Source organism: Streptomyces sp. NPDC017095 (assembly GCF_044332325.1).
Lineage (GTDB): Bacteria > Actinomycetota > Actinomycetes > Streptomycetales > Streptomycetaceae > Streptomyces.
In genome coordinates, this window is record NZ_JBIROU010000013.1 from 37,818 (window position 1) to 52,568 (window position 14,751).

Sequence of the window (14,751 nt, forward strand, 5' to 3'; positions counted from 1 at the left end):
CGGATGATCAAATGAGTGCGGTCGGCACCGGATGAGCGGCTACGAAGCATCCGGGTCGCGGCCCCCACGGGGCGAACCAACAAAAAACCCTCACTTAGGAGCAATCGTGGCGCGCGACAACGCGGCTCCCACCGTCGTCCCCACCCACCACCGGGAACTGGTCTCGTGGGTCAACGAGATCGCCGAACTGACGCAGCCGGACAGCGTGGTCTGGTGCGACGGCTCCGAGGCCGAGTACGAGCGGCTGTGCGAGGAACTGGTCGCCAGGGGAACGTTCAAGAAGCTGGACCCGGTCAAGCGCCCGCACTCCTACTACGCCGCCTCCGACCCGACCGACGTCGCGCGCGTCGAGGACCGCACCTTCATCTGCTCCGAGCGGGAGGAGGACGCGGGCCCGACCAACCACTGGAAGGCGCCCGCCGAGATGCGGGAGATCTTCACCGGCGACAACGGCCTGTTCCGGGGCTCGATGCGGGGCCGCACGATGTACGTCGTGCCCTTCTGCATGGGCCCGCTCGGCTCCCCGCTGTCCGCGCTCGGCGTGGAGATCACCGACTCCGCGTACGTGGCCGTCTCCATGCGCACCATGACCCGCATGGGCAGCGCCGTGCTCGAAGAGCTGGGCGAGGACGGCGAGTTCGTCAAGGCCGTGCACACCCTCGGCGCCCCGCTGGAGCCCGGCCAGGAGGACGTGCCCTGGCCCTGCAACCGGACCAAGTACATCTCGCACTTCCCGGAGGCCCGCGAGATCTGGTCCTTCGGCTCCGGCTACGGCGGCAACGCCCTGCTCGGCAAGAAGTGCTACGCCCTGCGCATCGCCTCCGTCATGGCCCGCGACGAGGGCTGGCTGGCCGAGCACATGCTCATCCTGAAGCTCACCCCGCCGCAGGGCGAGGCCAAGTACGTGGCCGCCGCCTTCCCCTCCGCCTGCGGCAAGACCAACCTCGCCATGCTGGAGCCCACGATCTCCGGCTGGACCGTGGAGACCGTCGGCGACGACATCGCCTGGATGCGCTTCGGCGAGGACGGCCGGCTCTACGCCATCAACCCCGAGGCCGGCTTCTTCGGCGTCGCGCCCGGCACCGGCGAGCACACCAACGCCAACGCGATGAAGACCCTGTGGGGCAACGCGGTCTTCACCAACGTCGCGCTCACCGACGACGGCGACGTGTGGTGGGAGGGCATGACCGAGGAGCCCCCGGCCCGGCTGACCGACTGGAAGGGCAACGACTGGACGCCGGCCTCCGCGACCCCGGCCGCCCACCCCAACGCCCGCTTCACCGTGCCGGCCGCGCAGTGCCCGACCATCGCGCCCGAGTGGGAGGACCCCAGGGGCGTGCCGATCTCGGCGATCCTCTTCGGCGGCCGGCGGGCCACGGCGGTGCCGCTGGTGACGGAGTCCTTCGACTGGAACCACGGCGTCTTCCTCGGTGCCAACGTGGCCTCCGAGAAGACCGCCGCGGCCGAGGGCAAGGTCGGCGAGCTGCGCCGCGACCCGTTCGCGATGCTGCCGTTCTGCGGCTACAACATGGGCGACTACATGGCCCACTGGATCGAGGTGGCCAAGGACCGGGACCGGTCGAAGCTGCCGAAGATCTACTACGTCAACTGGTTCCGGAAGAACGACGAGGGCGCGTTCGTCTGGCCGGGCTTCGGTGAGAACTCCCGCGTCCTGAAGTGGATCGTGGAGCGGCTGGAGGGCCGGGCCGAGGGCGTCGAGACCCCGATCGGCATCCTGCCGGCCAAGGAGGCGCTGGACACCGACGGGCTCGAACTGTCCGCGTCCGACCTGGACTTCCTGCTCACGGTCGACAAGGAGGTCTGGCGCGAGGAGGCCGCCCTGATCCCCGGGCACCTGAACACCTTCGGCGACCACACCCCGAAGGAGCTGTGGGACCAGTACCACGCGCTGGTGGAGCGCCTGGGCTGAGCCCGCGCCCGCGAGACTCCGCGGCCGGCCCGGATGTGCCCTGACCAGCGATCGTCACGGCCGGCCGCGGTGAACACCCGCCCGGGGCCCCGCACAACGGCGTGCGGGGCCCCGGGTTCTTGATGTGTGGCGCCCGGTCCGCGCGTCGCTGCGGGTGCACGCGGACCGGGGCCGTCGGAGGGACCCCGGGAGGGGTCGGCGGGCCGGGGCTGACCAGGCGCCTTCGGGCGGGGTCAGCCGGCCGGGGTGAGAGTCTTCGGGCCGGTGGGACCGGCCGGGCTGAGCGTCTTCGGGGCGGCGGGGGCGAGTCCCGTCGGGGCGGCGGGGCCGGCCGGGGCCAGGGCGGCGTCGTGGGCGTCCATCCGCTCGGCCGCGAGGATGGCCGCCGCCGTGTCCGCACGCGAGGCGGCGACCACGAGCGCCCGGCCCGCGAGCGCGTGCGCCCGCCGGTGCAGCGCGTCCGGATCGCCCGCCGCGGCCGGCGCCGCGCGCAGCGGTGCACGTCCCGCGCGCAGCCGGGCCACCTGGGCCGCCAGCCGCTGCGCGGCCGTGTCCAGGTCGGCGGACGGGGTCAGGGCGCGCAGCTCGTCGGTGACCGTGAGCAGCGCGGCGAGGTGCCCGGCGAGCTGGATGTCCAGCTCCTCCTCGCGCGACCGGTGGGGGAAGTCCGAGGGGGTGCCGGCCATCGTGCTGTGCACCGACTTGGTGCGGATCGGTTCGTACATGGGGATGGCCTCCTGTGCGCTGACAGGAAACCATCTTAGCTTAGATTTCGTCTAAAGTTGAGTCGGGTCACGGAAGGCGGTCCGGCGGCTACGCCCGGCCGTACCGGTCCAGGAACGCGCCGATCCGGGTGATCGCGTCCTTCAGGTCGCCGACCGTCGGCAGGGTCACCACCCGGAAGTGATCCGGTTCCGGCCAGTTGAAGCCCGTGCCCTGGACGACCATGATCTTCTCCTGGCGCAGCAGGTCCAGTACGAGCTGCCGGTCGTCCTTGACCTTGTAGACGCTCGGATCCAGCCGCGGGAAGAGGTACAGCGCCCCCTTGGGCCGTACGCAGGTGACGCCCGGGATCTGGGTGAGCAGGTCGTAGGCGACGTCCAGCTGCTCCTTCAGCCGGCCGCCGGGCAGCACCAGGTCGTTGATCGACTGGCGTCCGCCGAGTGCGGCGACCACGCCGTGCTGGCCCGGCATGTTGGCGCACAGCCGCATGTTCGCCAGGATCGTCAGGCCCTCGATGTAGGAGTCGGCGTGGGCGCGCGGGCCGGAGACCGCCATCCAGCCGACGCGGTAGCCGGCCACCCGGTACGCCTTCGACATGCCGTTGAAGGTGAGGGTCAGCAGATCGGGCGCGACCTTCGCGGTCGGGGTGTGCGTGGCGCCGTCGTAGAGGATCTTGTCGTAGATCTCGTCGGAGCAGACCAGCAGGTTGTGCCGGCGGGCGATGTCCGTCAGCCCGCGCAGCACCGTCTCGTCGTATACCGCGCCCGTGGGGTTGTTCGGGTTGATGACGACGATCGCCTTGGTGCGGTCGGTGACCTTGCGCTCGACGTCGGCGAGGTCGGGCATCCAGTCGGACTGCTCGTCGCAGCGGTAGTGCACGGCGGTGCCGCCGGACAGCGAGACGGCCGCCGTCCACAGCGGGTAGTCCGGGGCCGGGACCAGCACCTCGTCGCCGTCGTCCAGCAGGCCCTGCATCGCCATCACGATCAGCTCGGAGACGCCGTTGCCGATGAAGACGTGCTCGACGTCCGTCTCGATGCCGAGGGTCTGGTTGTGCATCACGACCGCGCGGCGGGCGGCCAGCAGGCCCTTGGCGTCACCGTAGCCGTGCGCGGTGGAGACGTTGCGGAGGATGTCCTCCAGGATCTCCGGGGGGCACTCGAAACCGAAGGCGGCCGGGTTGCCCGTGTTCAGCTTGAGGATGCGGTGGCCCGCCGCCTCAAGCCGCATGGCCTCTTCGAGAACCGGGCCCCGGATCTCGTAACAGACGTTGGCGAGCTTGGTCGACTGGATCACCTGCATGTCCGCGAGCTTACGGCCCGGTTACCCCTCATGGACGGTGTTTCCCGCCACGTGAGACACCGCGTCCCGCCGGAGCCGCCGCCCGGCCGCCGCGCCGCACAGGGAAACCCCTATGACCTGACGCTGCTTCTTGTCCCCGCCCCTTCGTGCTGCTGAGAATGCGCATGACAACCGAGTGGGGCGGCCGGAAGACCTCCGGTCGCCCCCGTCGTAAGGGGACCCCCACGTGAAGAAGCCTCTCCTTGCCGTCCTCACCGTCCTGGCGACAGCCGGACTGGGCGCCACGCCGGCGCTCGCCGCGCCGCACAGCGCAACCCCGCACAGCGCCGCCCAGGCCACCGCCGTCCAGGCCGCCGCCCCGCACGCCGCCAAGGCCGCCGCCGTCACCGTCGACTTCGCCGGCACCGTCTCGCTCAGCAACTGTTCCGGCTCGGTCATCCGCTTCCCCAACTCCGCCGACACCGACCCGGCCCTCGTGCTGACCAACGGCCACTGCCTGGAGACGGGCATGCCGGGCGCCGGCCAGGTGATCACCGGCCAGTCCTCCAGCCGGACCTTCGGCCTGCTGAACTCCGCCGGCACCAAGATCGCCACCCTCCGCGCCAACCAGGTCGTCTACTCGACCATGACGGACACGGACGTCACGATCTACCGCACCACCACGACGTACGCGGCCATCAAGAGCTCCTACGGCATCAGCCCGCTCACCGTGCAGAACACCCACCCGGTGGCCGGCACCGGCATCAAGGTGGTGTCCGGCTACTGGAAGCGGATCTACAGCTGCAACATAGACGGGTTCGTGTACCGGCTGAAGGAGGGCGACTGGACCTTCAAGGACTCGGTCCGCTACACCTCCGCCTGCGACACCATCGGCGGCACCTCGGGCTCGCCGGTGATCGACACCGCCACCGGCAAGGTCGTCGCCGTCAACAACACCGGCAACGAGGACGGCGAGCGCTGCACGGTGAACAACCCGTGCGAGGTCGACGCGAGCGGCAACGTCACCGTCCGCCAGGGCATCAACTACGCCCAGGAGATCTACAACATCCCGGCCTGCTTCACCACCGGCAACAAGCTCAACCTGAGCGCGGTCGGCTGCACCCTGCCCAAGCCGTGACCGCCGCCGGGCGGGCGGTCACACCGGAGTGCGGCGGACCGCCCGCCCGGCCAGGACGTCCGTGCGCCGGCCGTCCTCGATGACGAACCGGCCGTCGACCAGCACGTACGGGATGCCGGACGGCAGCGCCCGGGGCTCCGCGAAGGTGGCACCGGGCGCGACCGTCTCCGGGTCGAACAGGACCAGGTCGGCCCGGTACCCCTCGCGCACCAGCCCGCGGTCCGGCAGCCGCAGCCGCGCCGCGGGCCGGGAGGTGAGGTGGGCGACGCACTCCTCCAGCGTCAGCACCCCCAGCTCCCGTACGTAGTGCCCGAGGTAGCGCGGGAAGGTGCCGTACGCCCGCGGGTGCGGCTTGCTGCCGCGCAGGATGCCGTCGGAGCCGCCGGTGTGCGCGCGGTGGCGCATGATGGCGCGGACGTTCTCCTCGTGCCCGACGTGCTGGAGGACCGTCGTGCCGAGCCGGTCCCGCACCAGCAGGTGCCGGGCCGTGGCCCAGCAGGACTCGCCGCGCAGGCCGGCCGCCTCCCGCACGGTGCGGCCCACGAAGTCGCCGAACGCCGGATCGGCCACCCCGGAGATCTCGACGGTGTCCCAGTCCACGGGCACACCGTGGCAGCCGTCGGAGCCGGTGACCTCCAGGTCGTGCCGGATGCGCGCGGCCGTCGCCGGGTCGGCGAGCCGGGCCAGGATCTCCTTGGGGCCGCCCTCGCTCGCCCAGCTCGGCAGCAGCGCCGCCAGGGTGGTGCAGCCGGGCGTGTACGGATAGGTGTCCAGCGTGATGTCCGCGCCCGCCGCCAGGGCCCGGTCGAGCAGCGCCAGCAGGTCGGGCGCCCGGCCCTCGTTCACGCCGAAGTTCATCGTCGCGTGCGCGAGGTGCAGCGGGCAGTCCGCCTCCCGGGCGAGGGCGACCATCTCGGCGTACGCCTCCAGCGCGCCGGCGCCGTAGGAGCGGTGGTGCGGGCAGTAGTAGCCGCCGTAGGACGCCACCACCCGGCACAGCTCGGTCAGTTCGGCCTCCTCGGCGTACATGCCGGGCGTGTACGTCAGCCCCGACGACATGCCCACCGCGCCCTGCTCCAGCCCCTGGGCGACCAGCCGCCGCATCCGGTCCAGCTCCGCCGGGGTGGCTTCGCGGTCCTCCCAGCCGACCACCAGCGCCCGGACCGTGCCCTGCGGGACGAGGTAGGCCGCGTTCACGGCGATCCCGCGGTCCAGCCGGTCCAGGTACCCGCCGACGTCCCGCCAGTCGAAGTCGACGTCGTCGCCGTACCCGTTCCAGCCGGTGATCGCCCGCCGCACCTCCTGGAGCGTGCGGTCGTCCACCGGCGCGTACGACAGCCCGTCCTGCCCGAGCACCTCCAGCGTGACCCCCTGCGCGGCCTTCGCGCTGTGGTCGGGGTCGCGCAGCAGGGCCAGGTCGGAGTGGGCGTGCATGTCGATGAAGCCCGGGGAGAGGACCAGGCCCTCCGCGTCCAGCTCCCGTGTCGCGCCGGGCCGCTGGCAGCCCGCGGCGGCGGCCTCCTTGACGATTCTGACGATCCGGCCGCCGTCGAGGACCACGTCGGCGCGGTAGGAGTCCGCCCCGCTGCCGTCGACGACCTCGGCGTCCCGGATGACCAGGTCCTCCACGCGGGCCTCCTAGAAGAACGTACGGATGTAGTCGACCACCGTGCCGTCGGCCTCGGCGACCGGGATGAGCTGCCATTTGTCGAAGGACGTGCACGGGTGGGACAGGCCGAACCCGATCCAGTCGCCGACCTCGACGTCCGCCTCCGGGTCCGTGCGCAGCCAGGTGTGCTGGTCGGACAGGCCGGTGACGGTGACGCCGGTCGCCGGGCGTTCGACACCGTCCCGGCGTACCACCTGGGCGGCCGGCAGGTCCAGGTCGTGGGCGGCGTCCCGCTTGCCCGCGTTGGCGAACGCCTGCTCGCGGGTGGGCCGGGAGACGACCTGCGCCCACAGCCGGAAGGCAGGTTCCAGGGCGCCCTCCTCCGGGACCCGGGTGAACGGCGTGAGCCTGCGGTAGTGCCCGTCGTCGTGCGAGACGTACGCGCCCGAGCGCAGCAGCTTCAGCACCGGCCGGGACAGCGCGGGCAGCTCGGCGAAGACCTCGGCCACCGCGTCGAACCAGGCGCTGCCGCCCGCGCTCACCACGATCTCCTCGGTCCCGGCGAACCGTCCGGCGCCGTCCAGGGCGGCGGCCAGCGTCACCAGCCGCCGCAGATAGGCCCGTACGCGCTCCGGATCGGCCCCCGGCACCTCGCCCTCGTAGCCCGCCACCCCGGCCAGCCGCAGCGCCGCCGCGCCCGCCACCGCCGCCGCGACGGCCGCGCCCTCCGCCGCGTCGCGCACCCCGGTCCGCGCGCCCTCGCCCGCGCCCAGCTCCACGACCACGTCCACCGGGCGGACGGCGCCGCGCAGGGCCGCGTCCATCCGCTCCACCCCGGTCACGGAGTCGACGTAGCAGACGAAGCGGAACTCCGGGTCGGCGGCCAGCTCGGCGGCGATCCAGCGCAGCGCGGCGGCGTCCACCAGCTCGTTGGCGAGGAAGATCCGCCGGACGCCGAACGCCCGTGCCACCCGCACCTGGTGGGGCACCGCCAGCGTGATGCCCCAGGCGCCGCGCCGGAGCTGGCGGTGGAAGAGCTGCGGGGCCATGGAGGTCTTGCCGTGCGGGGCGAAGGCCAGGCCGTGCCGGGCGGTGTACGTCTCCATCAGCGCGAGGTTGTGCTCCAGGCGCTCGGCGGACAGGGCGAGGAGCGGCGTGGTGAAGCCGTCGGACTCCCGGAAGAGGTTGCGGCGCTGGGCGGCCAGATCGGCGACGGTCAGCCCGTCGGCGTCCGGCGGGAGGCCCTTGAAGCGGTGGTCGACCCGTTCCCCGGCCAGACGGGCGAGGCGGTCCGCGGCCTGCTGGGCGAGCGCTTCGGTGCTCATGGAGCCCCTCTCTCGGCTATTGCGCGGTGTGCAACGGCCATTGCATGCGGTGCTGAGTGGTGTCTAGCATCTCGCCGAACACCGGGTCAACGACGACCGTCAACCGGACCCCGGCGCCGTCACCCGCACGGGCCGCCACCCCCAGACCCCGGCGGCCGTCCTCCCGAACTGACAGGAGTCATCATCGACGACGCTGCTCACGCCTCGCCCGCCGTGCGCCCACCGGACGTCGTGGACGTGGCCGCGCTCGGCGAGTCCATGGTCACCTTCCTGCCCGGCCGCCCCGGCCGCCTCGCCGACGTGCCCTCCTTCGACCGGGCCATCGGCGGCGCCGAGTCCAACGTGGTCTGCGCCCTGGCCGCCTTCGGGCACCCGGTCCGCTGGATCAGCCGGGTCGGCGCGGACGGCTTCGGCGACCACCTGGTGGAACGGATCGCCGGACACGGGGTCGACGTGTCCGCGGTCGGCCGCGACCCGCGCCGCCCGACCGGCGTCTACTTCCGCACGGCCGGCGAACGCGGCACCGGCGCCCACGAGGTGGCGTACTACCGGGCCGGGTCGGCGGCGTCCGCGATGTCGGCGGACACCGTGGACCTGGCGGCGGCGGACGCGGCCCGGGTGCTGCACCTGACCGGGATCACGGCCGCTCTGTCCGAGCCGTGCCGGGAGCTGGCGCGCGCGCTGACCGCACCCCGCGCCGGACGCCCCCTGGTCTCCTTCGACGTCAACCACCGCCCCGGCCTGTGGCGGGACACCGACGGCGGCGCGATCCTGCTGGAACTGGCCCGGCGCGCCGACCTCGTGTTCGTGGGCGCGGACGAGGCCGCGCAGGCCTGGGGGGTCACCGGCGGCCCCGCCGCCGTCCGCCGGCTGCTGCCCCAGCCCCGCCTGCTGGTGGTGAAACAGGGAGCGCGCGGCGCCACGGCCTTCGCGCCCGGACACCCCGGCGGCGTCTTCCGGCCCGCCCTGCACACCGCCGTGGTGGCCGCCACCGGCGCCGGGGACGCCTTCGCCGCCGGCTTCCTCTCCGCCACCCTCCGCGGCCTGCCCCTCGCGGCCCGGCTGCGGCACGGCCACCTCTTCGCCGCCGCCGCCCTCACCGCGCCCGGCGACCTCGCGCCGCCCCCCGCCCGCGACCACGCCGACCGGCTCGCCGCCCTGGACGACGGCGCATGGGAGAGACTTCGACTCGGCCCCGGCTGGACGCAGGCCGAGCGGGCCCCCAAGGAGGCGAACATCCCATGAGTCAGACCGTCGACCGCGCCCTGAGCATCCTGCCGCTGCTCGCCGAGGGCCCAGCCGACCTCGGACAGGTCGCCGACCGGCTCGGCGTGCACAAGTCCACGGCCCTGCGCCTCCTGCGCACCCTGCACGAACACGGCCTGGTCTACCGCCAGTCCGACCAGCGCTACCGCCTCGGCGCCCGCCTCTTCGCCCTCGCCCAGGAGGCGATGGAGAACCTCGACATCCGCGAGATCGCCCACCCCCACCTCGTACGCCTCAACGAGAGCTGCGGACACACCGTCCACCTCGCCGTCTACGAGGAGAACGAGGTGCTCTACATCGACAAGGTGGAGAGCCGCTACCCGGTCCGCATGTACTCCCGGATCGGCAAGCCGGTGGCCATCACGGTCGCGGCCGTCGCCAAGCTGCTCCTGGCCGACCTGCCGGCGCCCGAGCGCCGCGCCCTCGCCGAGCGGCTCGACTACCCCCTGTACACGTCCCGTTCGACACCCCACGCCGAAGCGTTCCTGAAGGAGCTGGCCACGGTGCGCGAACAGGGCTGGGCCACCGACCTCGGCGGCCACGAGGAGTCCATCAACTGCGTCGCGGCGCCCGTCCGCGGCGCCGACGGCCGGGTGGTCGCCGCGATGTCGGTCTCCGCGCCGAACGTGGTCGTCACGGCCGAGGAACTCCTCACCCTGCTCCCGCTGGTCCGCCGCACCGCGGACGCCGTCAGCGGCGAGTACTCCGGAAGAACGCCAGTGAAGGGCACCCCCGCATGACCGAGAAGACCGCGCTCACCCCGAAGACCCACACCACCCCGCCCGCGCAGTTCTCGCACGGCGTGAAGAAGGGCAACATCCTCCAGGTCGCCGGCCAGGTCGGCTTCCTGCCCGCCGAGGAGGGCAAGCCCCCGACGCCCGCCGGCCCGGGCCTCGTCGAGCAGACCCTCCAGACCCTCGCCAACGTCCAGGCGATCCTGGAGGAGGGCGGTGCCACCTGGGACGACGTGATGATGATCCGCGTCTACCTCACGGACGTGGACCACTTCGCCGAGCTGAACCAGATCTACAACGCCTACTTCGAGGAGCAGGGCCTCACCCAGCCCCCCGCCGCCCGCACCACGGTCTACGTCGGCCTGCCGGCCGGCCTCCTCATCGAGATCGACGCGCTCGCCGTCCTCGGCTGACGTCCGCGCCGCACCCCGGCCGGCCCTGCCGGCCGGCCTCCGCACCGCACCCGCGCCTCCCGCACGGCACGGCACCCTCCGGGGCGCCGTGCCGCGATCCGCCCTGCCCGAAAGCAGTATGCGAGCCCCGAAGAGGACCCCGTCATGTCCCTCCCGCTCTCCGCCCCCGCCCCCGCGGCCCCACCGCACACCGGGGGTCTGCTCCTCCTGCTCGACGGCACGCCCGGCCTGCTCACGGTCGCCGGCCTCGGCATAGCCCTGCTGCTCTTCCTGATCATCAAGGTCCGGCTCCAGCCGTTCGTCGCCCTGCTCGCCGTCTCGGTGGCCGTCGGCCTGCTGGCCGGGCTGTCGGTGACCGAACTCTTCGGCACCGTCCAGCGCTCCGACGCCGTCTCCACCATCGAGTCCGGCATGGGCGGCATCCTCGGCCACGTCGCGATCATCATCGGCCTCGGTACGATGCTCGGCGCGATCCTGGAGGTCAGCGGCGGCGCCGAGGTGCTGGCCGCGCGCCTGCTGGCCCTGTTCGGCGAGCGCCGCGCCCCGCTCGCCATGGGCCTGACCGGACTGCTGTTCGGCATCCCGGTCTTCTTCGACGTGGGCATCTTCGTCCTGGCCCCGCTCGTCTACGCGGCGGCGAAACGATCCGGCAAGTCGGTGCTGCTCTACTGCCTCCCGCTCCTCGCCGGCCTGTCCATGACCCACGCCTTCCTGCCGCCCCACCCCGGCCCGGTCGCCGCCGCCGGCCTGCTGCACGTCCAGCTCGGCTGGGTCATCCTCATGGGCGCCGTCTGCGGGCTGCCCGCCGTACTGGCCGCCTGGGCCTACGCCGCCTGGATCGGCCGGCGGATCTTCGTCGCCGTACCGCAGGACATGGCCGAGGCGGCCCAGGAGGCCAGGCGCGCGGTGCTGGCGGAGCAGCGCGCCCAGGGCGTGGCGCCGGAGGAGCGGCCGGTGCCGCTCGGCGCGGTCCTCGCCATCATCGGTACGCCGCTGCTGCTGATCCTCGCCGCCACCTTCTCCTCGATCGCCCTGGACCCGTCCGGGGGCCGCTCGGTGCTGGAATTCCTCGGCAACCCGTTCGTCGCCCTGACCCTGGCCCTGTTCCTCGCCTACTACCTCCTCGGCATCCGCCGCGGCTGGTCCCGCGCCTCCCTGGAGAAGGTGTCGACCTCCTCCCTCAAGCCGGTCGGCAACATCCTGCTGGTGGTCGGCGCGGGCGGTGTCTTCGGTGCCGTGCTGAAGGCCTGCGGGGTCGCGCAGGCGCTGTCGGACACCTTCCACGGCGTCGGCCTGCCGGTGATCGTCCTCGCCTATCTGATCGCGCTCGTGCTGCGGGTCGCCCAGGGGTCGGCGACGGTGGCGATCGTGACGACGGCGGGCATCGTCGCTCCGCTGCTGACGGAAGGTCACCACTCGCAGGCGTACGGCGCGCTGGTCATCATGGCCATCTCGGCGGGCTCCATCTTCGCCTCGCACGTCAACGACGGCGGCTTCTGGATGGTGGCCAAGTACTTCGGCATCGGCGAGCGGGACACGCTGCGGACCTGGACGGTCCTGGAATCGGTGCTGTCACTGGCGGGGTTCGCGGTGGCCGCGGTGACCGGCGTGTTCGTGAGCTGACTGGTTCCGGCACAGGAAAGTCGTCCATACTGCCGCCGTGGAGCAGCGCATAGGAGCGAGCAGCAAGCCGTCCGAGGCCGAGCCGTCCGAGGCCGAAACGTCCGAGGCCGGAACGCCGAAGGCCGGACCCTCGAAGGCCCAGCCGTCGAAGGCCGCGCCGTCGAAGGCCGCGCCCTTGAAGGTCGACCTGGTGAAGGCCGAGCCCGTGCCGGGCGCCGTCCTGGACCCGGCGTTCATCCCGGGCATCACGCGTCCTGCGCCGGCCGCGGCGGTGACCGCGGAGCCGGCGGACGACACCGCGGCGGAGGAGCCGGCGGAACCCGGGCGGCAGGAGCCGGCCGGGGAACCGGAGCCCGGGGAACCCGCCGAGGACCGCGTGGACGCCGACGAGGCCGCCGAGGACGGTCCGGTCTTCGAGGCGGCCGACCGGCGGGCGCGGATCGTGGCCGACCGCCGGGGCGTCCGCCTCAGCCTGGACGAGGAGGCCTGCGACTTCCGCTGGGACGAGATCGCCGCGGTGGAGACGGAGGCGTCCCGCTTCGGCAAGCGCTTCACGATCACCGTGCACACCCCGGACCGCCGCTGGTTCCCGATCGAGATCGAGGCGACGGCCCGGGCGCGCTTCAAGGAGTGGGACGAGCGGCTGGACGCGGTGCTCGACGCCTACTTCGAGGAGGCGTAGCCGTCAGCCGCAGTACTGGGCGGCCTTGCCGATCGACCGGTACATGCAGTCGGCGTTCTCCAGGAGCTGCAGCACGGCGTCCTTGTTCCGGGAGGTCTCCCGCTCGATGACTTCGTCGGGCGGGTAGAAGCCGCCGCCGGAGGACGAGGCCGGGTACATCTCGAAGGTGTAGTCGAAGATCTTCTGCGTACCCCACAGATAGTCGTCGATCGAGCCGTCCGTGATGTACAGGTCGCTGGACTGCTCGGGCGTGTAGCCGTTGCTGGCGGCCATCTTCCGCCCCACGGCCTGGAACGCGGCGGCGTCGTCCGCGGTCATCCCGGTGGCCGTGTCCGCGGACGTGTACCCGAACGGCCACAGCACCAGCTCGCTGTAGGTGTGGAAGTCGATCCCGGCCTTGATCTGCTGCCTGCCGCCGACGACCCGGCCGCGCACGAAGTCGGCGACGACCTTCACCTCGGGCGCGGACTCGGCGGCGGACCCGCGGTAGGTCTCGGAGGACGCCGATCCGGAGGACCCGCCGCAGCAGCCCCACTTGTAGTTCCAGTTCCGGTTCAGATCAGTCCCGACGTAGGAGGAACCGGAGTTGGGCTGCCGGTTCTTCCGCCACGACCGGTACGACCCGCTGGCGATGTCGTACTCGCCCCCGTCCGGGTTCAGATCGGGCACGATCCAGATCTCCCGGCTGTTGACGATGTCCGTGATCCGGGGGTCGGTGCCGTAGCCGGCGCCGAGTTCGCGCAGCAGATACAGCGCCATCTCCACGGTCAGGTGCTCGCGCGCGTGCTGGTGGGCGGTGAACAGCACCTCGGGCTCGTTCTCGTCGGTGCCCACGTTGTCGCTGACCTTGACGGCGATGATGTCCCGGCCCTGGTACGACTTCCCGATCACCCGCTTGCTCATGATGCCCGGGTAGGCGGCGAGCCGCTGGTCGATCTCGGTGTTGGCCTCGGCGTAGTTGTGGTACTTCGCGTCGGCGCTGGGGAAGTCGTGCAGCCGGATCTCCGAGCGCTGCGGCGCCGCGCCCAACGGCCGCACGTCGTACCCCATCCGGCGCAGCTCGCCGATCTGCTCCGCCCGTCCCGAGACGACGACGCTCTCCTCGTCGGCCTCGTCCACGCTCACCCCGGCGGCCTGGATGGCCGTACGGGACACGGGGGTCGTCCGCTGCTGGATCTCGTACTGCCGGACGTCCTCGGCCGAGGGCGCCGCCCTGCGCGCGCTGTCGGCACCGGCCTGGCCGGCACCGGCCGAGACGGGGGCGGCGAGGGCGAGGGCCAGGAGGGCGCCGAGAGCGGCGGTACGTCTGCCGCGGATGCGAAGTCGCATGAACTCTCCTCGTGGGGGTGGGTGGAGACGGGATCATTCCCGTTGCGACGTGCTGGACACGGACCCACCGGGGGCCGTCGGCGGGGCTCCCTGTGAGCCGGCTGTGCGGGTCGGGGCTCATGCTGCGCGCCTGACATGATCAGGTCAAGCACACGTCACGGGGTCCGTCCGAAACCGGCCGGACGCCCCACACCCGACGACCCCTCCACTCACCGGAACGGGCGACAGAACAGAAGCCGCCGCTGACGTCCAGTCGTCCTCTCAGCCCAGCACGTCGGAGAGGGCGGCCCGGTAATCGTCCACTTCCTGCTGCACATAGGGTGAGAGATCCGTCAGCATGCGCACCGTCTCGTCAAGGTGGCGTGCGAGGTGAGGAGCATTCCGCCACACCTCTTCCTTGCGGGTCAGCACTGCGGAGAGCAGGTCATCGTCATACCAGCCCGTCTCCGCCTCTTGCGGCGCTGTTTCGCGCAGGAAGTCGAGGGCGACGGGCAGGAGCCAGCGAAGACCGACGTCCTGGGTGATCAGCCGGCGCAGGTCCTCCACGGACAGGTCCTTGATGGCCTGCCGCCTCAATGCGTGCACGCGTCGGACCAGATGGGTGCTGTCACCGGGAGGATCGGGCCATCGGCTTCCCTCCAGGTCCTCGATAGTGCTGTCCCGGTCGACGAACTCGGAGAGCATTCGGATTCCCATCC

13 protein-coding genes are annotated in these 14,751 nt (G+C 72.2%); 7 read left to right on the plus strand and 6 right to left on the minus strand.

All coding sequences use genetic code 11. The annotated features are described in order from the left end of the window. The first annotated feature begins 106 nt into the window (after positions 1 to 106). A complete protein-coding gene (locus ACH4OA_RS24780; protein ID WP_397949033.1) occupies positions 107 to 1,930 on the plus strand; it encodes a phosphoenolpyruvate carboxykinase (GTP) in 1,824 nt (607 codons plus the stop codon). 233 nt (positions 1,931 to 2,163) lie between these two features. On the opposite strand, the gene ACH4OA_RS24785 is transcribed toward ACH4OA_RS24780, so the two are convergent. Together ACH4OA_RS24785 and ACH4OA_RS24790 are read right to left on the minus strand one after the other, a co-directional pair. After that, a complete protein-coding gene (locus tag ACH4OA_RS24785; RefSeq protein ID WP_397949035.1) occupies positions 2,164 to 2,655 on the minus strand; it encodes a hypothetical protein in 492 nt (163 codons plus the stop codon). A gap of 88 nt (positions 2,656 to 2,743) precedes the next feature. Then, positions 2,744 to 3,955 carry a pyridoxal phosphate-dependent aminotransferase gene (locus ACH4OA_RS24790; RefSeq protein ID WP_365873410.1) on the minus strand — a complete coding sequence of 404 codons (1,212 nt, stop codon included), beginning with the start codon at positions 3,953 to 3,955 and terminating at the stop codon, positions 2,744 to 2,746. 226 nt (positions 3,956 to 4,181) lie between these two features. Between ACH4OA_RS24790 and ACH4OA_RS24795 the strand changes: the two genes are divergently transcribed. Next, positions 4,182 to 5,072, plus strand: a complete 891-nt coding sequence (locus ACH4OA_RS24795; protein ID WP_397970965.1) for a serine protease — start codon at positions 4,182 to 4,184, stop codon at positions 5,070 to 5,072. An 18-nt stretch (positions 5,073 to 5,090) separates the two neighbouring features. Here the strand turns inward: ACH4OA_RS24795 and ACH4OA_RS24800 are convergent, their stop codons facing one another. Together ACH4OA_RS24800 and ACH4OA_RS24805 are read right to left on the minus strand one after the other, a co-directional pair. Continuing rightward, complete coding sequence (locus ACH4OA_RS24800; protein ID WP_397970968.1) at positions 5,091 to 6,701, minus strand: amidohydrolase family protein; 1,611 nt, start codon at positions 6,699 to 6,701, stop codon at positions 5,091 to 5,093. Between the two features lie 9 nt (positions 6,702 to 6,710). Further along, entirely contained in the window at positions 6,711 to 8,006 is a 1,296-nt protein-coding gene (locus ACH4OA_RS24805; protein WP_397970970.1) for an amino acid deaminase, read from the minus strand. Positions 8,007 to 8,264: 258 nt separating this feature from the next. On the opposite strand from ACH4OA_RS24805, the gene ACH4OA_RS24810 reads away from it, so the two are divergent. The 5 genes from ACH4OA_RS24810 to ACH4OA_RS24830 all read left to right on the plus strand — a co-directional run bounded on the left by ACH4OA_RS24810 (position 8,265) and on the right by ACH4OA_RS24830 (position 12,724). Then, entirely contained in the window at positions 8,265 to 9,251 is a 987-nt protein-coding gene (locus ACH4OA_RS24810) for a sugar kinase (protein WP_397971149.1), read from the plus strand. Continuing rightward, positions 9,248 to 10,012 carry an IclR family transcriptional regulator gene (locus ACH4OA_RS24815; protein ID WP_397970972.1) on the plus strand — a complete coding sequence of 255 codons (765 nt, stop codon included), beginning with the start codon at positions 9,248 to 9,250 and terminating at the stop codon, positions 10,010 to 10,012. The genes ACH4OA_RS24810 and ACH4OA_RS24815 overlap by 4 nt, the downstream gene beginning before the upstream one ends. Next, positions 10,009 to 10,419: a RidA family protein gene (locus ACH4OA_RS24820; RefSeq protein WP_397941622.1), complete on the plus strand. Its 411-nt coding sequence runs from the start codon at positions 10,009 to 10,011 to the stop codon at positions 10,417 to 10,419. The genes ACH4OA_RS24815 and ACH4OA_RS24820 overlap by 4 nt, the downstream gene beginning before the upstream one ends. 144 nt (positions 10,420 to 10,563) lie before the next feature. Then, the gene (locus ACH4OA_RS24825) at positions 10,564 to 12,042 is read left to right on the plus strand and encodes a GntP family permease (protein WP_397970975.1); all 1,479 of its coding nucleotides are present in this window, start codon (positions 10,564 to 10,566) and stop codon (positions 12,040 to 12,042) included. Positions 12,043 to 12,079: 37 nt separating this feature from the next. Then, positions 12,080 to 12,724: a hypothetical protein gene (locus ACH4OA_RS24830; RefSeq protein ID WP_397970977.1), complete on the plus strand. Its 645-nt coding sequence runs from the start codon at positions 12,080 to 12,082 to the stop codon at positions 12,722 to 12,724. A gap of 3 nt (positions 12,725 to 12,727) precedes the next feature. Here ACH4OA_RS24830 and ACH4OA_RS24835 read toward each other — a convergent pair whose 3' ends face one another. Both ACH4OA_RS24835 and ACH4OA_RS24840 read right to left on the minus strand, forming a co-directional pair. Further along, complete coding sequence (locus ACH4OA_RS24835; protein WP_397941625.1) at positions 12,728 to 14,053, minus strand: M14 family metallopeptidase; 1,326 nt, start codon at positions 14,051 to 14,053, stop codon at positions 12,728 to 12,730. Between the two features lie 261 nt (positions 14,054 to 14,314). Further along, complete coding sequence (locus ACH4OA_RS24840; RefSeq protein ID WP_397941627.1) at positions 14,315 to 14,737, minus strand: contact-dependent growth inhibition system immunity protein; 423 nt, start codon at positions 14,735 to 14,737, stop codon at positions 14,315 to 14,317. Positions 14,738 to 14,751 lie beyond the last annotated feature (14 nt).